We start from the raw sequence: 18131 nt of genomic DNA on the forward strand, positions 1-18131 counted from the left end.
CCTGGGCAGGCATGTCCAACTTATGGAGGGCCCGGAGAACATGAAAACAGCCCTGGATATCTATACCCGACTGCGTACCCGCGCGGCCGGAGGACAAGTAAACACCCGCTCTAAGGACAAGGAGATCGAACTGGGTCTGGCAGCTATTTTCGTTGATACGGGAGATTGGGAGAAGTTTGATGAACTGCAACTCGAAAAGCAGTTGTTTTCAGGGTTCGAAGCCTGCTTATGTTTGAGTATCCGTCACTTCCGGGAATTAACGGAAGTTAAGGACATTTTGCCCAAACATTCGATTCTTCTGGGGAAAGCATTTCATTGGGCTGCTCTTGCAGTGGAGAACAGTGGAGGCCTAAGTGCATCCTCTCTCAGTCAACTGGCTCATTGCTTTCGCCTTTTATCAGTCTGGCCGAAATTCAAACTGCAAACTTTGGGTATCAAAGAGAGAAAGGAGCAAGAGTTCAAACATACATCAGACTTCCTCTTTGCTATAGCCAACGATCTTGATCCCCATCGATATAAACTTATGAAAGATGACCCCTGGAGGCTAAAGGAACGAGAGCTATTGACTCATATAACTGCCCAAGCATGCCCCCCATACTTAAGGTAACCCTTCTCCTCATTAGTAACTGGCTATTCCGGGCTCAAAACCAAACTGTTTATTTGGACAGAATATTCTGAAGCCGTGTCATCGCCATCAGAACTGAGCCACAAGCCCAGCACCCGTTTACCAGACTCGGGGGAAACCTTCATTGTCACATGGCCATCATCGGTTTGCGGCTCAACAAAATGCTCTTTTAGCAGCTGCGATGCTGGATGAACCCTCTCCTGCCCTGCCAATCGGTGATCCGAGTACACGTTATAAAAGGAGATATAATCAATTCCTGTTCCCTCAGGTGCCAGGGCAAATAATGTTTTTATCCACTGAGGGGCCATAAGCCGCTGGAATCGGCCCATACGGCGATCACCTTCGTAAACAACCCCAAGACGGAAAAGAAAGTCATCTGCCCCCTCCTCCCCCTGTTTTCGCCCCGACAGATTAATTTCCCCTTGAATATGGAGAGTGAGGGCAATCTCCTGCAATGCTACAGGTTGAGAAAATGGGTAAATCAGAGGACTTGCAGACTGGTTGACATGAATGCTCATGCGCCCATCAGCAAAAGAAACCTCATTAGCTGGAAGACTCGAGTATTTAAGTTGCTGCCAGTTATCTGGATGCTGTAATGGCCACTCAACAGGCTCACTGGCATAGGAATTTGAACCCGCAATGAGGGTAAAAAACAAACACAGCGAGTAAATAAGAGAGCGGCAATCCATGTCGTACCTGAAGATTTCAGCACCAAAAGAGATAAGTCCCTAAACCATTGCTGATTGTAATCTCAAGACACACCGTTCGCCCACTACCAGATTAATGGTTCCTCAGAAAATGAAGGCTTTCTGTGAGAGCCTTTTCCTCCAGGTTTTTTCGGTAGTCGAGCGGATATTCACTCATATCAAAGTTGTGGTGTGCCTTATAAACAACCTCCTTAATCAAAGAGAATCCTGCCTGCTGATTGATTATCCGATTCACATGCTGACAATTCTTAGCACGACATTGAGAATCCTCACTCCCCAGAATCATAAGGGTTGGCACTTGTGGCCAGGATTTATACCACGAGAAGTAATGTCCCGGACGACAACTGGGGTAATACAGAACAATAGAGCGAATGCTCTCTGGCAGGCTTGCATCCGGTATATCCCCAACACCCGGAACAGGCATTCCCAGTTTCGCCAGAGTCAGCGCTTCAAGGACTGCAGAAGCTCCATGGGAGTAGCCAATAATAGAGATTGTATCCGGATTGATCATGGAGTTGCTCCGGGCGACCTCTAAAGATAAAAACACATCCGCCGCCCTGACCGCTGGTAAAAACGCATACCCTTCAGTTACACGCTGCTGAAAAAGCTGCATCTGAGTCTGAGAAACCCTCGCTCCGGTGAATGCCTCTGGCGCACTGACTCCCGGAGCATAGATTTTCTCTTTACGCAAAGACAGGGGTAAACCGGCTTTCACCCGTGCTTCTGTGAAACTGTCCGGGATTAAAACGGCATAGCCCTGCTGCAGGAAAAAATCTCTACGCTTTTTCATCGTGAGGGTATGAGCCGATGAAGTACCGTGTACCAAAATAACCAGCGGGTAAGGTTCGGAGATATTTCTGGGCGGGTAAAAGAATTCGTAATCCAGCTCGGCACCTACCTCGTCCCAGCTTTTTCGAGCAGGACAAAGACCTTCGTGATACTCCCGAAAGAAAAAATGTGTTCCCAGGCAGGCTGCCTCATACAAATCTCCCGACGGAGTAACCCAGCTCATAGCAACAAGCAGCAGGTACTGGAGGTATTCCAATGGAGACATAGCCAACAGACTGTATTAAAAATTCAGTCACTTAAACTAGCTGAATTTTCTCAGCCTGTCTGAGAAGTCACCATCAGCAGGGCCGCTGTACTCAAAAGTCGTAAAATTTTGTTACCAGACTGAAAAAACACTGTATATCAGGCCTGAGAGTCGTTATTGAAAGAAAGCTTCAGTGCTAAGATTGCCGCCGAATGAATTTTCCATACCGGAGCCTCCGATGAAACGACTGGCTGTTCTGCTGTGTTCTCTGTTTTTTACGTTTTCTGTACAGGCCAAAGAGCTGGCTGGTGTGACCCTCGCTCCAAGTATCAAGGACGCTGACCATAGCCTGCAATTGAACGGTGCAGGCGTTCGCTCCAAGTTTTTCATGAATCTGTATGTCGGCTCGCTGTACACTTCAGCCCCAGCCAAAACCTCTGAAGTGATTCTGGACGGCAAAGTGCTGGCTGCGGTTCGTCTGGATATTATTTCCGGCATGATTACTTCCGACCGTATGGTCTCCACCGTAGAGGAAGGCTTTATGGCTTCAACGGCCAATAATGTTGCGCCCCTGCAGGAACGTATTGATGAGTTTCTGGCTGTTTTCACACAGTCTGAAATCAAGAAAGGCGAAGTATTCACTCTAGTGGGTAAGCCTGGTGTTGGCGTAATTGCCTACCGTAACGGCAAGAAAGCCGCAGAGGTAAAAGGCGATGACTTCCGTAAAGCGCTGTTTGGCATCTGGCTGGGTGACAAGCCTGCGGACAGAAAGCTGAAAGCGGCTATGCTGGGTCAATAGTCATATTTATGGTGAACAGCTGCAGAAGCCTGCAGCTGTTCACTGACATCTCAGGCCAGGGTCTGTACTGTTCGTTGCTCCACCCACTATCAGGCATCATGGTCAGCCCATTATTTCTATGGCTTCAAGAATGCCAGACTCCGCATCCGCAAGCTATTGATGTATAGTCCCCGCCCACTCCATTTGCAGAACCTTTCTCGAATATGCTCAGTTACCGACACGGCTTTCACGCTGGCAACCATGCCGATGTTCTCAAACACCTCGTCCAGACTCTTGTGATTCAACACCTGACCAAGAAGGACAAACCCGTCCGCTATATCGATACCCACTCTGCCACCGGCGGCTACTCCCTGAGTGACACCTTCTCTCAGAAAACCTGCGAATGGGAAGAGGGTATCGCCCAGCTCTGGCATCAGGACAACCTGCCCGAACCTGTTCAGCAGTACGTAGACGTGGTCAAAGCCTTTAACGGTGACAACAAGACTCTCAAACTCTACCCCGGCTCACCGGCAGTTGCAGCAGAGCTGTTCCGTGAGCAGGACAAGCTGCAACTGTTTGAGCTCCACCCTGCCGATAGCCGTGAGCTGGATCGTAATTTTCAGAGAGATCGCCGAGTGAATGTGACTCAGGGAGACGGCTTTGCTGGTTTGAAAGCACTGCTACCCCCTATCGAGCGCCGAGCACTTGTGCTGATTGACCCGCCCTATGAAGTGAAAGATGACTACAACACTGTCATAAAAGCCCTCAAAGGCGCTTTACAGCGTTTTGCAACAGGCGTTTATGCCGTGTGGTACCCTGAAATCAACAGCGAGCACTCCCGCATGTTTCCCCATAAACTGGAACGCTGTGGCGCAGATCGCTGGTTGCATGTGACCATGCGGGTGCGAGGCAACAATACGGAAGGGATGTTTGGCAGCGGGATGTTTGTGATCAATCCGCCCTGGTTATTGGAAAAGCAGTTACGGGATTCTCTACCTGCTCTTATCAATGCTTTGGGACAGAACCCAGACGCAGGTTTCACCATCAAAACCCACGGTCTGGATTAAAGAGGCTAGGAGGGGGTTACTGGCTCCCCCTCCAGCTTCTCAAGAATCGCAGCCATCACATGGGCCATGGCAATGCCAGCGCACCAGACAACCACAATTTGAGCGAATCCACCCACCACCAGTACATCAAAAGGCTTGGCAATCTCATTGGTGAACAGCCCCATCTGGTCTGGCCAGTCGGTGAAAGAGATTAAGAAGAAGGCATAGGTTCCACACGTAGTTGCTGCGGCATTCGAAAAACGCATTCTTACATGGGGTTTGGAACTCAATACCCGTGCCCACCGGAATACTCGAATATCTATATATCCCCCAACATTCACAGCCACCAGCGCCCCAAGGAAGATGGTAAAGGGAAGCCCGGCTATCAATGAGCAAACAAAAGCAATACTTGTCGGAATCAACAGCATATGCCAGAGAGATTTACGGAATTCAACCCTCGCTTGCTCAGCATAGTGCTGTACAAATGACCGGGAGACATCAAGTAAGGGGATAACTGTTAAAGCGGAGAATGGAACCCAGATATCAATTCCAAACCACGTACCCAGCGAAAAAGGCACCTGTGCACCATATTGGCAGGCGATAGAAGCAGCAGAAAATAGAGCCAGCCACACAAGATATTTCTGAACCGGTGTCATTTATGCCCCTCGGCAAAAGTTCTCAATGATGCAAGCGAACGAGTAACACTATAGCAGCCTGAAAAACTTGGAATTATTCAAAAAGAAATGCCAATAATCAGCTGTCTTTTAGAAGATTTATCATGGGTAACATAACCCCATGAAGACGACTTAACCACACACTACCGGAGAAGTAACCTATGCCAGTTAAACCTTTCCCCTCTTGATAATATGTCGCTATATACCCTTTGGAATCCGGTAATGAACTATCCCACTCCACTATCAACTCATTCCCCTGGCAAGAATAAACAGAAGGGGCGAGGGTATAGGTTTCTACGAAGCTATCCGCCGTCACAACAACTTTGGGCGGGTCTTTATAACGATCAACACCAACTGGGATAGTCACCTCAACAATCCCTTTGTCAGGAATATTTAAGCTTCCATGGTAGTAACCTGGAGGAATTTCACAAACACGCTTTTTACTGGCGGCAACATCTTTCACTCCAAAGCCATACAAAGAGTAAGACGAACTAAATTTCATAAACGGCAATGTCGCCATACCAACTCCACCCGCAAGTGCGGGGATAGTCAGACGGAAAAGTGCCTCATTCAACAGATATAGCCCTACGCGATTGCGGTATCGGTAGGCAAAATCATCCCATGACGCCATCACATACAGTGCGCTGTATCCCAAGGTCAGAAGTGTGGCGCCTATATGGACACCACGAAATAGTGCTTTCTTAAACTCTAACCTTCCTGTGTAGGTGCCAGTGGCATACAGCTTAGAGAGCTCCCGATTCCATACCAGAGCAAGGCTTACAGATCGCCCCAAAGCCCCGGAAGAGATTTCAAGTGAGTCACCATGGCAGCTGATGCGTGCAGAACGATTATCCAGCCACACTTCATAAATGGCAGGGTAATGTGCGCCGCTTGAACTCTCCAACACACGATAAGCACCACGCACATCACCTTGAGTCGTGATAGCCAGATGAAGCGTGTCATGCCCCGCACCCAGGTGGTGGATGCTGTACAGTCCGCTGGGAATTGTACACGGCAGATCAAAACGAGCAGGCTCTGCATAAGACAAAGACACCCCCAGCCACAGCCCGTAGAGCAACCCTGCTCGTGCAAAAAAGAAAAGGCAGGCCAGTGCCCTCATTCAACAGCCCTCGTGCAGTGAGAAACTACAAAGCGAGGGGCAAGACTAGTCGGGAGAATTTAAGCCTGCCAGACAAGTCCGCTGAATATTTATGACAGAGAGGCTTTTATTTCGGCATCAGGGCCGGAAGTCTTCGCCATCTGATTCGGTAATACAGGGTGCAAGAACGGAAGAATTATCTATATATGAGGAAAGCAGGCTGCGTATGGCTCACTGGAAACCGCCGAAAAATGCTCAGGCAACCCGGTCAGCCCGGCAGCTATCATAGAAAGCTTGTTCAAACGTTCTCTTGCCAGGAGTCCACAATGGTATTTGACATTCTTCAGCCCGCCTTCCATCCCGAACGACCTCAGGTAAGGTCATAGATTCGTAATATCTTCGTCATACCACCGTCATAGCAGATTCATAGCCTGTCCCTGAAACCCTAAAACTCAGGTAACCCGTATGGAATCAGCAAAGCGTTCTGTGGCCCAGTCGGAATCTGGCCTGATGGCCGGCTTCGCGACCAGCGCGCAGGACATGGAAGATATCTTCCGTCTGCGCTTCGAGGTCTTTTCCAGTACATTCAACGGAAACTTTGACAGCCAGTGCGAACACAGTCTGGATACAGATCCGTTCGACAACCACTGCCAACACCTGATCGTCCGGGATATCCGTACCGGAGAAACCGTGGCCACGACTCGCCTGCTGGGTGATGAGAATGCCAGCCTGATCGGACATTTCTACAGTCAAAACGAATTCTACCTGCCCGGCATTACTGAGCTTCCCGGTAAGGTGCTGGAGCTGGGAAGAACCTGCATTAATGAGCAATACCGGGATGGCGCTGCCATATTTACTCTCTGGCAGACTCTCGCTCGTTTTCTGGCTGACAACAAATACCGATTCCTGATTGGCTGTGCCAGCATCAGCATGGATGATGGCGGTATTCAGACAGAAGCCATCATGAAGGACATCCGCGAAAAATATCTGGACAACTCTCGCATTCAGGCACGCCCAAAGGTGCAGGTTCCCCAAATTTCACTGGCAGAGAATGTCGTTGCCCGCCCACCGGCTCTGTTGAAAACCTACCTGCGTCTCGGTGCCCGCGTGTGCGGAGAACCAAGCTGGGATCAGGAGTTTGGCTGTGCCGATGTATTTATCCTGCTGGATATGCACAATCTTTGCCCCCGCTATGCCCGTCGTTTTCATCTGGAAAACTGGAAAGCCTGAACCGGAGGTCTGATGAGTACTTTCTTACGCAGGATATTTCGCACAATCGCAATCATTCTTTTGATTACCCTGGGCATTGCGCTGGCATGCTGGATACAGTTGTTGATCTGGGCAGATAAAACCCGCCCGACTTCAATCAGAACCGACGAAATCCGGTTGGCTCTCAAACAGTGGTGGCTGGGTGTACTATGCAAGATTCTAGGCCTCAAATTGCACCGCAAAGGTGGCCCCTGGACGGGCCCGGTGTTAATGGCCTGCAACCATATCAGCTGGATGGATATTCCTATTCTGGCCACCAATGTACCATTTCACTTTCTCGCCAAGTCGGAGATTCGCAAGTGGCCAGTGATTGGCTGGTTGACAGCAGTAGCGGGCACGCTGTTTATTCGTCGGGGCTCAGGGGATAGCCGCAGCATTACCCGACAGCTGTCGAATCATCTGAGTCAGGGCAACAGTATTCTTTTTTTTCCGGAAGGGACGACTTCCGATGGCACTCAGACTTTGCCATTCCATAGCCGTTTATTTGAAAGCGCTATCAGCAGTCAGGTGGTCATTCAGCCCATCACTCTGGCTTATTGTGACTCTGGCCGCCCTCACACGATTGCACCATTTATTGGTGATGACAGCCTGGTACCCCATATCTGGCGAATTCTGGGGGAAAAGCAGATTCATGTGCACCTGCACTATCACCCACCGGTGAAAGCCTGTGATATGACAGCCAAAGAGCTGGCAACCCAAACTGAGGCAACCATCCGACAAGGCTTAGAGGGGATTTTCCCACTATCACCAGCCGCCACTCAGAACAGCGAGGGACGAACAGTTATCCGTTATGTAGATAGCAACACAACAGTTGCCCCATAACAACAGGAGCCCTCCCCTGTCAGGGGAGGGGTAAAGCAGAGGGTATTAGCTTTCAATAAGCGTGACAGGGTCAAACTCAGCGATCTTTGCCTTCCACTCAGCAGGGCCGGTTTCATGAACAGAACTGCCGCGAGTATCCACAGCCACGGTTACCGGCATATCTTCCACATCAAACTCATAAATGGCTTCCATTCCCAATTCAGGGAAGGCTACCACTTCGGCTTTCTTAACAGCCTGGGCCACAAGATAAGCCGAACCACCAACAGCCATCAGGTAAATCGCTTTGTTGTCCTTGATCGCGTCAATTGCCACAGGGCCTCGCTCAGCTTTACCGATCATGCCAATCAAGCCAGTTTCCTCCAGCATGGTACGGGTGAACTTGTCCATGCGGGTAGAGGTTGTTGGGCCTGCCGGACCAACCACTTCATCACGAACAGGATCGACAGGGCCTACGTAGTAGATAAAACGATTCTTCAGATCAACCGGCAGCTCTTCGCCTTTGGCCAGCATATCGGCCATCTTCTTATGGGCCGCATCCCGGCCAGTGAGCATCTTACCACTCAGTAAAACAGTATCGCCGGGCTTCCAGTCCTGCATCTCTTCCTTGGTCACGGTATTCAAATTCACGCGATGTACGTTCTCACCAACTTCCCAACTGATGTCAGGATAATCATCAAGGCCTGGAGGCGTCAGTTCTGCTGCGCCAGAACCATCCAGCTCAAAGTGTGCGTGACGGGTGGCTGCACAGTTTGGAATCAGGGCCACTGGCAGAGACGCTGCGTGGGTTGGATAATCCTTGATCTTTACATCCAGAACGGTGGTTAAACCGCCCAGCCCCTGTGCACCAATGCCCAGCTTGTTAACTGCTTCAAACAGCTCAAGGCGCAACTCTTCAGCACGGTCCTGTGGGCCACGCTCCTGCAGTTCATGGATATCAACAGGATCCATCAGGGATTCTTTCGCCATCAGAACGGCTTTTTCTGCGGTACCACCAATACCAATGCCGAGCATACCAGGAGGACACCAGCCGGCTCCCATAGTTGGAACGGTTTTAAGAACCCAGTCCACAATGCTGTCTGATGGGTTCAGCATCGCCATTTTGGCTTTGTTCTCGGAGCCACCACCTTTGGCAGCAACCTGAAAGCTCACAGTATCGCCGGGTACCAGTTGAACGTGGATAACAGCCGGAGTGTTGTCCCGGGTGTTCTGACGCTTACCAGCCGGGTCTGCCAGAATGGAAGCACGCAAAACGTTATCTGGGTGGGTGTAGGCTTGGCGAACACCTTCGTTAATCAGATCTTCCAGACCTTTTTCTGTTTCAAAGCGAACATTCATGCCCACTTTTACAAAAATGGTAACGATACCCGTATCCTGACAAAGCGGCCGTTTACCCATCGCGCACATACGGGAATTAATTAGAATCTGCGCCATCGCATCTTTGGCTGCGGGGGATTCTTCCCGCTCCCAGGCTTCATGAATGCCCTGGATAAAATCCACGGGATGATAATAGGAGATGAATTGCAGGGCATCGGCAACACTCTGTACCACATCTTTTTCACGGATAACTGTCATACAAACAACCCCATTGTCAGGCAGTGCTTTGCAATATTTTTTCGGTTATGACATGCGGTGGAAGGAATAAGACACATTGTTCATATTTAAAGTGAGTGCTATTCCTGAACGGCATTCCTACGGGGGCATTATATCACCGGTAATGCTTGTGTCTGCGCCTTGTAAAGCCAAAAGGCATCCCTAAATCAAAGAATCGTCTATATTTATCCGGTTAGGCTTGAAATGCACGGAAGCTCTTATGAAACATCAGAGTTTTGGCTTGGCACTTTTATTGATCAGTTCATGGATGTTTACAGACATTCTGGCTGCTGATTCGCCATCAAAACCCTCCTCCGCTACTCCTTCGTTCCTGTTTCAAATTCATGGTTCCAATACCATTGGTGCCAGGTTAGGGCCTGAACTCGTCAAAACCTTTCTCAAAACCCGTGGCTGCGAAAGAATTGATACTCGGTTCCTTGAAGGTGAAGAAGATATTGCCCTGCAATGTGTCAGTGATGGCAAGTCGCTGGCCGTGAGAATTGCCTCTAAAGGTTCCAGTACCGGATTTAAAGCCATGAATCGCGGTGAAGCGGATATTGTCGCATCCTCTCGCCAGGTGAAAGAAAAGGAAATCAAACAGCTGGCACGCTTCGGCAATATGAAAGCCCATGATGCAGAAACCGTGGTGGCCCTCGATGCTGTCGCCATCATCGTGAACTCCCTCAACCCTGTAGAAGCGCTATCCATTAACAGCATCGCCAGAATCTTCCAGGGGCAGATTGGAAACTGGTCACGGGTTGGCGAGGGAAAAGGCTCTATCCGCCTGCTTGCCAGGGACAAAGCCTCTGGAACCCGGGATACATTCGATAGTCTGGTTTTGGGGAAGGGAGTAAAAATCTACAACCGCCATACTGCCTTTGTATCCAATGAAGAGTTATCGGATGGGGTGGCTGCCGATAAAAATGCCATTGGCTTTACCAGCTTCAGCACCATTGGCAACAACAAGGCTCTGACCGTATCTATGGCAGGCGGGGCAGGCATCTCCCCGACACCTGCCAACATTTCTACCGAGGATTACCCTCTGGCTCGCAGGCTGTATTTCTATATGCCTGCCAAGATAACTAACCCTGATGCCCGTGCTTTTCTGAAGTATGTTAAAACAGAGGCCGCACAAGCTATTGTTGCCCGATCCGGCTTTATCCCCCTGACCGTTAAAAAGCTCAAGGCTGTTAGCCACACCACCTCAAGCCGTTACTCCAGAGCCACAAGGGGATACGAACGGCTGAGTGTGAACATCCGATTCTCTAAGGAAGGCAAAGTGATAGATAGCCTTGGTCAACAGAGCATTAAGCGCCTTGCCAGGTTTATGGGGGAGAATGATGGCACTCTCCTGTTGCTGGGGTTCTATGGATTATCAGAAGGAAAAAATGATCGCCAGTTTTCTGCACAGGCTGCAGCTAAGGTAAGTACAGCTCTGATAAATACGGGGGTGCGCAAAAGCCGCATCATAGTGCGGGGGCTGGGAGATGAACGGCTTTTATCAACAGGACGTAGAGCTAAGGACAACACCCAGAACATCCGGGTCGAAGTTTGGTTCAAACCCTGGCTGATTGTTGAGTAACCTATACTGTGATCACTCATTAAATACAGAATTTTGTTGTTCATACTGGGAGCATGGAAGCTTTATGAAACGTTTTACGACATTCACCCTTGCAACTTTATTCTCCTTATTTATCAGTGCATCCCTTTACGCTGACCATAAACATCAGCCCTCTTCCCGGGACGATGGCAGCTGCGGCTCTCTTGAAGTCGCCGATATGAACTGGAACTCAGCCAGTTTTGTAGCCCACGTAGATCAATTTATTCTTGAGCACGGTTTTGGCTGCGAGGCCACTCTGGTACTTGGCAATACAAAAATCACCGGAGCCTCTTTGCTGTCGGAGAGCAAGCCTGAAGTTGTTCCCGAGTTTTGGGGCAATGCGGTAAGGGAAGAACTGGCCGAGGCGGTGCAAGAACAAAAAATCCGTTATGGCCGTTCACCTTTCATCGATGGCGCTATTGAAGCGTTCTGGGTACCTGCTTATATGGTGGAATCAACACCTGAGTTAGCAACCATCGCCGGTATCAAGAAAAATGCTCACCTGTTCCCTTCCACCAGCGAGAAACCATTCCCGTTTTATGGTTGCCCAAAAGGCTGGATCTGCCATACCTCGTCCAGAAACATCTTTAAGGCACTGGAACTCGATAAGGCCAACTTTGAATTTACAACGCCCCCCACAGGAGCAGACCTGGACGCATCTCTGCAAGAGGCATACGACAGTAAAGCGCCATGGTTTGGTTATTACTGGTCCCCCACCGCTATTATGGGGCGCTATAAAATGGTGAAGGTGGATTTTGGTGTTGGGGTCGATGAACAGGAATTCAAAAACTGCTCCCTGCGTGCAGATTGCCCAAATCCCAAAGTAACAATGTTTCCTGCCCCCATGGTGCAAACCATTGTGGCCAGTGAGTTTGCAGAACGGGCCCCAAAAGCTTTCCAGTACTTATCCCGCCGTGGCTGGACTAACGATCAGATGAACGAAATACTGGCCTGGATGGATGATAATCAGGCCGACGGATTGGCAGCCATGGAACACTTCCTGAGAAACTACCAATCCATCTGGGTGAGATGGGTCGATGGAAAAACGGTGAGATCCGTTCGCAAAGCCCTGGATGAATTTTGATTTTCATTTACGTATACACTCATGCTGAATACACTGTGGCTCATTGAGGTCGAGAAAAAGGTTAATTAAGCCATGGCCGAGATCCACTTTGGTGAACATGTTCTTAACTGTGATTCCGGCGATACAGCCCTTGATACACTCTTGAAGCACAATGTGCAGGTGCCCTGGTCCTGCCGGGCTGGGCTTTGCCATTCCTGTCTCTTACAAGCCACTGATGGTGATATTCCTCCCGAATCTCAACGCGGCTTAAATGAAGAACAGCGTTCCGATGGTTTATTACTGGCCTGCCAGTGTATTCCCAAATCCACACTGAAACTACAAACTCTGCGCCGCGCCCTTCAGCCTATGCAGGCCATTATTACAGGTACTCGCACAGTCACACCCACATTACTGGAATTAACCTTTTCACCACGACTGCCGGTGAATTATCGGCCCGGCCAGTTTTTATCTCTTTCTCTCAATAAGCATGAGCAGGGAACGCGCTTCACACTCATCTCCCGGCCATGGAAAGAAGCTGACTTGCGCATTTTTGTATCCAGAAAAGTGGGAGGCAGGTTCTCTTCCTGGCTTTTTGATGAAGCAAAAACAGGACAGATAATCTGGATCAGCAATATTGGGGGTGAATGTTGCTATCAACCAGAAAATCAACAACCGCTTATTATTTTCGGCGCGGGTTCCGGCATCAGTGCAGCTCTGGCTATTGCGGAAGATGCCGAGTGGCATCATCACAGGTCTGCAGCACAGGTTCTCTTGACAGGGGATATAGAAGGGCACAAACACACACTTTCAGAAAAGTCTGTTCTGCAAGTGAAGGACAGCGAACTTGAAGCAACTGCCGAGACATATCTCTCATCATCCCTCTACCGCGATGCACGCTGGATTCTTCTCGGAAAGGCCAAGCCTGTGTTCAGGCTGACATCCTGGCTGGGAGAGCAGAATATTGCTGCTCATAATATTCTTCCACTGGCTTACCACACTGGCCATTCACTCTCACCTTGAGAGATCAGCACCAGATACCACATCCACCGGTGTATTGATTACAAAGTCCGGCTCTCCGTCTTTCTTATAGGTAAAGGCTAAAAACCAGGCTTTCCAGCCTTTTGCGGGAGGTTCAATGTTCACCTGCATATTGGCAGCGGGTTCTACTGGCGTGGCTACATACTCTAAGCCCATAGGAGCCAAAGTCGTCATGCGAAAGTCCCTGCGATCAGGGTTGGTCACCTGCCACAGCTGAACACTGTCTGGCTTTTGGCTGAGAGTCACTGACAGCATCAGCCCCTTTCCCGCAGATTTCTCCAACTTTTGTTTAAGAAGCTCTGGAGGTGTTTCCCCTTTCGTCAGATAACCGACAAAGCGAGCAATAGCGCCAGTCAGAGCCTCTCTCTGTTTCGTTTCACGGGTTATATAGTGGCGAGAGTTTGGAAAGGTTCGCATCCATTTGTGTCCCTGCAGTCCCGACCAGTAGGTCCGGCTCCCATCCGGCGCAAAGAAATCGTCCCCCGCGGCTGTGATAATGAACTTGGGCAGCGTCAGATTCTGCCTGTAAGACCACGGATCAACCTTACTCATCAACAGCCCCATTGCAGGCGTATGGAGCCTCGGTAAAACACTTTGCCCCTGAGCAAGATAAGAGTGAAGAGGAAGAATCCATCCACCATTAACATCAAAAGAGTGATCAAGGCTATCCTGCACATTCAGCACATCAATCACTATGGGCACAATTGCCTGTACGCGTTTATCCACAGCTGCCGTCAACCATGCAGCCCAGCCTCTTTTGGAAGCACCAGTGATAACGAACCGTTCTGCTCCTGTAAGGTTCCGCGATGCTAAAAGCTGTTGTACCGCATCCATAGCTCTGACAACGGCTTTGACCATAGGGAACTGTAACGGACAGTCAGGACACTCTGGATAATCCAAAGCAGCAACCCATGTTCTGGCGATCAAATCATCTTCTTTACGGGGAAGTTCACCATTAAGAGAAAGAAACTGCTGAGGAACATCCCGCAGATTGACGACCACACTGCCTGTTGCACGAGCCAGCTTTGCAAAATCCAGCTCGTCCGTAACTTCTGGCCCTGGACTGTTGTCCCGCGCGTAACGGGTTCCGCCGTTAACATGCAAAATAGCGGATATATCTTGCCCTCCCCTGGGCACATAGAGAGCAAGCCGATGCTGCCAGAGCGGATGATTGCTTTCGAGAATCTTCGGGCTCCAGTGCTGGGAAGTCATAGACAACTCAAAGACCTGCAGCCCTCTTTCCTCACGAGCATGCACAATTTCCCACTGAAAGCTGTCGTCCGGTTTCTGGATAAACTCAACCAACGCACCGGTGCCTGCAACAGAACGGTTATCCACAGAAACAGCTCCCGCCACGGTGCACCATGCCAGTAACAAAATGGATAAAAGCCTTGGAAGTGTGAAGGGATTGAACGACGCCCAAATTATTTTCATTCTTGTCCATACCTGCATTTTAGCGGGAAGTTTAGCCCATAGGGTGCGATACTGGCGCCGCTCAAATAAGAATTAGAGGCATACCATGACTGATCAGATCATCAGCGAGCGCAGAGGTTCCACTCTTGTGCTGTCTATCAATCGTCCCGAGCGCAAAAATGCCCTCAGCCACGCTATGTACTCCGCACTGGCTGAGGAGGTTGAGCAGGCTACCCGGGAGAGTCCCATCAGGGCGATTGTTCTCACAGGAACGCAGGACTGCTTCACAGCAGGTAATGATCTGGGAGACTTTCTGGACACACCACCCATTGGTGATGATGCACCTGTTCTTCGGTTTATGCTGGCTCTGCTGGAGTGCCCCAAACCTGTCATCACTGCCCTGAATGGCGTTGCAGTGGGTATTGGCACCACCCTGCTTCTTCACAGCGATCTTGTGTACGCAGGGCCCAACACCAAACTCCAGACACCGTTTACCCGCCTTGGCTTATGCCCGGAATTTGCCTCCAGCCTTGTATTGCCAAAGTTGATTGGCCATCAAAAAGCCTTTGAAATGCTGATTTTGGGGGACGTGGTGAACGCAGAGCAGGCGCAAGCTCTCGGGCTGGTCAATGAGGTAAGTGAGAAGTATCTGGAGCTGGCACTGGAGAAAGCCAGGCAGATTGCTGCCCTGCCCCCGGCTTCCGTACGTCTTGGCAAAAAGCTGATGCATTCAGAAACCCGGAAGCAAGTGATTAAACAGATAAAGCTGGAAATGACCTGGTTCGCAGAACGGCTCAATTCCGGTGAAGCCAGAGAAGCCTTTGCAGCCTTCCTTGAAAAACGCCAACCGGACTTCAGCCAATTTGAGTAATTAAGCACTCAGTACTGGACGCACAAAACCTCAGCTGATATTTCTAATGTCATATAAGAATCAAGGAAGGTTCTGCCATGACGCGATCAGCCAGCTTTGCACGGGAAGATATTCTCGAACGAGCCATGGACACTTTCTGGCGCAACGGCTTTGAAGGTACATCCTTACGCCACCTGGAGGAGGCCACTGGCCTGCATCCTGGCAGCCTTTACCATCACTTCCACAGCAAGGAAGCGCTATTCTGTGATGTGCTCAATCACTACATTGAGAATCATCTTCTCTCCCGCCTTGCCCACCATTTAAATCACCATCCGCCCATGGAAAGCCTGCGTCTGTTTTTCACCACCAGTTATCGCAGGAATGATATTAATGAGTACCGTTGCGGCTGTCTGTTTGTGATGGCAATGGTTGAGGGTCACAGGGAAAGCCTTCAGCCTATTCTGCAAAAGGCAATGGATCGTCTTGAATCCGGTTTTGCCAGCACGTTGATAACAGCTGGCCGACCTGTGGAATGTGGGCGAACGCTACTGGGAAGCTATCTTGCCCTGCAACTCTCAGGTAACTTGCTGGGCAATCGTAAGACACTGGACGCACACGTTCGTAAAATCTTTGAATTACTCCCTGCTTAACAGGCTCAGATGAGTATAATTGCTCGCCAAAGCAAATAATGAGTTTGTTTCCGTTATGAGTATTACCAATCTGATCGTTCACCGGATCGAACGCCGCCCGGATGCCGAAAGCTCCGAACTGCGCACCCGGGCCACCCCTCTTGCCAGCAATAATATCTGTGAAAGCTTTCTGGAAGACCTGATTGCGTCTTACAACAAAAAAGGCGACAAGGGCCATGGTGCTTTCGGCGGTGAAGCCACTGTATTCCGTACCCAGCTGGAAGACTATCTTGAAGAGCGCATGGCGTTCACCGACTTCAGCCTCACCATTGCGGAAGGTTTGAAAGACAAACTGGATGAAGCTGGCATGTTCCCCGGTGGTTTTATTCTGGTGGCGCACTACGTGAGCGGCCTTACCAAATACCTGATGGTGGCCACACTGCCTCCCGCTACCAGCACAACGATTACCGAGCAGCTGGAACTGTCAGACACCACTCATCTTGATCTGGCCCGCCTGAGCCTTGCGGCCCGCATCAACTTGAGCGAGTGGCAGAACAACGAAAACAGCTCCCGTTATATCTCCTGGATCAAGCCGAAAGCAGGCCGTCGTCTGAGTGACTGCCTGACGACTTTCGTAGGCTGTGAAGAAACCGGCGATACCAAGAACGATACAAAGAAGCTGATGAGCGCCGTATCGGATTATTGCAAAACCATCGAATCCGACACTGAACGCAGCGATGTTAAGAAAAAAGTATTCGAGTACTGCGATGGCCAGCTGCAGGAGTACAAAACCGTCTCCATGGGTGAACTCTCTGCTCACTTGAACGAAGACGCACCAGAAGGTTTCGAACGTTTCGTAAATACCCGGGACTACGACGTAAACCCAGACATTCAACCCAGCCGCAGCCAGCTTAAAAAACTGGTACGCTTCGCAGGCCGGGACAAGGGTATTAATATTGCCTTTGACTCAGATGTTCTTGGTAGCCGGGTACATTATGATTCTGACCGGGATACCATCACGATTATCGGCATTCCCGACAGTCTGAAAAAACAGCTGGAAGAAGTCTGACAGCCTGCCTGATGCAGGGTCTGTTGAGATCTTGTTATCATACTCAGCAATCCCTATCCTCCAACGCTAATAAAAACGGGAGCAAAACATGAGCACACATCGTCCAATTCGTGTATGGGATCTTCCCACCCGTCTTTTTCACTGGCTGCTGGTCGCCTGCTTTGGCGGGCTCTGGTACACCGGTGAAGAGGGAATAATGGATATTCATGTTCTGTTGGGTTACACCGTAGCGGGGCTGTTGCTGTTCCGGGTGTGCTGGGGCTTTGTGGGTGGACGCTTTAGCCGCTTCAAGGCGCTGCAGCTTTCCCCGAAAGTTGCTATCAACTACCTGCGCCAGGGTATGAAAACTGATTACCCCGGACATAACCCACTGGGCAGCTGGGGCGTTGTCTTGATTCTTGCGGGCTTGTTCTTTCAGGTAGGCACCGGGCTGTTCTCCAACGACAGCATATTAACGGAAGGACCACTCGCGCAATTTATCAGTGGTAGCCTCAGCGATGAGCTGACCAGCCTGCACTCCGACAGCTTCGACATTCTTCTGGGCATTGTCGGCCTGCACGTAGCGGCCGTACTCTTCCACACATTAATTTACAAAGAAGACATTCTTCCCGGCATGATCACTGGCCGCAGAAAAGTGCATACACGATACTCACAGCCAGAGGTCGGCTCCTGGGAACTGTTCACCGTGATCGTCTTGTTCGCTACCATGCTGCTCACCTGGCTGGCTGACCTGGCTTAGAGCCAAGACTGGTTCAGGATAAAACTTCAATGCCGATACCTCCTGTCAATGATCCGGGTACTTAAGCCCCTGATGTCGCTCAATGTG

The 18131-nt window shown here is 50.1% G+C and carries 18 protein-coding genes; 12 read left to right on the forward strand and 6 right to left on the reverse strand.

Annotation, left to right across the window (positions count from 1 at the left end; all coding sequences use genetic code 11):
- Positions 1-607: hypothetical protein (locus E1189_RS24050; protein ID WP_230460582.1), on the forward strand; the 607-nt coding region annotated here is incomplete at its 5' end.
- Positions 608-630: 23 nt separating this feature from the next.
- Here E1189_RS24050 and E1189_RS21305 read toward each other — a convergent pair.
- Together E1189_RS21305 and E1189_RS21310 are read right to left on the reverse strand one after the other, a co-directional pair.
- Positions 631-1143, reverse strand: coding sequence for a hypothetical protein (locus tag E1189_RS21305; RefSeq protein WP_155163190.1), 513 nt, complete (start codon positions 1141-1143; stop codon positions 631-633).
- Positions 1144-1405: 262 nt separating this feature from the next.
- On the reverse strand, positions 1406-2386 hold the full coding sequence (locus tag E1189_RS21310; RefSeq protein ID WP_155163191.1) for a dienelactone hydrolase family protein: 981 nt from the start codon (positions 2384-2386) through the stop codon (positions 1406-1408).
- Positions 2387-2603: 217 nt separating this feature from the next.
- Between E1189_RS21310 and E1189_RS21315 the strand changes: the two genes are divergently transcribed.
- On the forward strand, positions 2604-3164 hold the full coding sequence (locus tag E1189_RS21315; protein WP_155163192.1) for a chalcone isomerase family protein: 561 nt from the start codon (positions 2604-2606) through the stop codon (positions 3162-3164).
- A gap of 203 nt (positions 3165-3367) precedes the next feature.
- The gene (locus E1189_RS21320) at positions 3368-4210 is read left to right on the forward strand and encodes a 23S rRNA (adenine(2030)-N(6))-methyltransferase RlmJ (RefSeq protein WP_155163193.1); all 843 of its coding nucleotides are present in this window, start codon (positions 3368-3370) and stop codon (positions 4208-4210) included.
- A 5-nt stretch (positions 4211-4215) separates the two neighbouring features.
- Here E1189_RS21320 and E1189_RS21325 read toward each other — a convergent pair whose 3' ends face one another.
- Positions 4216-4845 (reverse strand): hypothetical protein, encoded by a 630-nt coding sequence (locus E1189_RS21325; protein WP_155163194.1) that lies wholly within the window; start codon positions 4843-4845, stop codon positions 4216-4218.
- Positions 4846-4942: 97 nt separating this feature from the next.
- Positions 4943-5911, reverse strand: a complete 969-nt coding sequence (locus E1189_RS21330) for a hypothetical protein (protein ID WP_155163195.1) — start codon at positions 5909-5911, stop codon at positions 4943-4945.
- A gap of 516 nt (positions 5912-6427) precedes the next feature.
- Between E1189_RS21330 and E1189_RS21335 the strand changes: the two genes are divergently transcribed.
- Both E1189_RS21335 and E1189_RS21340 read left to right on the forward strand, forming a co-directional pair.
- Positions 6428-7192 (forward strand): GNAT family N-acetyltransferase, encoded by a 765-nt coding sequence (locus E1189_RS21335; protein WP_155163196.1) that lies wholly within the window; start codon positions 6428-6430, stop codon positions 7190-7192.
- A gap of 12 nt (positions 7193-7204) precedes the next feature.
- Positions 7205-8053 carry a lysophospholipid acyltransferase family protein gene (locus E1189_RS21340; RefSeq protein WP_155163197.1) on the forward strand — a complete coding sequence of 283 codons (849 nt, stop codon included), beginning with the start codon at positions 7205-7207 and terminating at the stop codon, positions 8051-8053.
- 45 nt (positions 8054-8098) lie between these two features.
- On the opposite strand, the gene E1189_RS21345 is transcribed toward E1189_RS21340, so the two are convergent.
- Positions 8099-9625 carry a fumarate hydratase gene (locus tag E1189_RS21345; protein WP_155163198.1) on the reverse strand — a complete coding sequence of 509 codons (1527 nt, stop codon included), beginning with the start codon at positions 9623-9625 and terminating at the stop codon, positions 8099-8101.
- A 238-nt stretch (positions 9626-9863) separates the two neighbouring features.
- Between E1189_RS21345 and E1189_RS21350 the strand changes: the two genes are divergently transcribed.
- From E1189_RS21350 to E1189_RS21360, 3 genes are all read left to right on the forward strand, one after another.
- The gene (locus tag E1189_RS21350) at positions 9864-11225 is read left to right on the forward strand and encodes a substrate-binding domain-containing protein (RefSeq protein WP_155163199.1); all 1362 of its coding nucleotides are present in this window, start codon (positions 9864-9866) and stop codon (positions 11223-11225) included.
- A gap of 64 nt (positions 11226-11289) precedes the next feature.
- Positions 11290-12327: a glycine betaine ABC transporter substrate-binding protein gene (locus tag E1189_RS21355; RefSeq protein ID WP_155163200.1), complete on the forward strand. Its 1038-nt coding sequence runs from the start codon at positions 11290-11292 to the stop codon at positions 12325-12327.
- Positions 12328-12399: 72 nt separating this feature from the next.
- Positions 12400-13326: a 2Fe-2S iron-sulfur cluster-binding protein gene (locus E1189_RS21360; RefSeq protein ID WP_155163201.1), complete on the forward strand. Its 927-nt coding sequence runs from the start codon at positions 12400-12402 to the stop codon at positions 13324-13326.
- On the opposite strand, the gene E1189_RS21365 is transcribed toward E1189_RS21360, so the two are convergent.
- On the reverse strand, positions 13318-14778 hold the full coding sequence (locus tag E1189_RS21365) for a PhoPQ-activated protein PqaA family protein (protein WP_196221554.1): 1461 nt from the start codon (positions 14776-14778) through the stop codon (positions 13318-13320). The two genes, E1189_RS21360 and E1189_RS21365, sit on opposite strands and share 9 nt — an antisense overlap.
- Positions 14779-14863: 85 nt before the next feature.
- Between E1189_RS21365 and E1189_RS21370 the strand changes: the two genes are divergently transcribed.
- The 4 genes from E1189_RS21370 (at position 14864) to E1189_RS21385 (ending at position 18044) form a co-directional block, all read left to right on the forward strand.
- Positions 14864-15628 carry an enoyl-CoA hydratase gene (locus E1189_RS21370; protein ID WP_155163203.1) on the forward strand — a complete coding sequence of 255 codons (765 nt, stop codon included), beginning with the start codon at positions 14864-14866 and terminating at the stop codon, positions 15626-15628.
- Positions 15629-15705: 77 nt separating this feature from the next.
- The gene (locus tag E1189_RS21375) at positions 15706-16257 is read left to right on the forward strand and encodes a TetR/AcrR family transcriptional regulator (protein ID WP_155163204.1); all 552 of its coding nucleotides are present in this window, start codon (positions 15706-15708) and stop codon (positions 16255-16257) included.
- A 55-nt stretch (positions 16258-16312) separates the two neighbouring features.
- Positions 16313-17305, forward strand: a complete 993-nt coding sequence (locus E1189_RS21380) for a nucleoid-associated protein (protein WP_155163205.1) — start codon at positions 16313-16315, stop codon at positions 17303-17305.
- 88 nt (positions 17306-17393) lie between these two features.
- Complete coding sequence (locus E1189_RS21385) at positions 17394-18044, forward strand: cytochrome b/b6 domain-containing protein (RefSeq protein WP_155163206.1); 651 nt, start codon at positions 17394-17396, stop codon at positions 18042-18044.
- Positions 18045-18131: the final 87 nt, after the last annotated feature.

The sequence above is a fragment of the Parendozoicomonas verongulae genome (assembly GCF_009711465.1).
Classification (GTDB): Bacteria; Pseudomonadota; Gammaproteobacteria; order Pseudomonadales; family Endozoicomonadaceae; genus Sansalvadorimonas; species Sansalvadorimonas verongulae.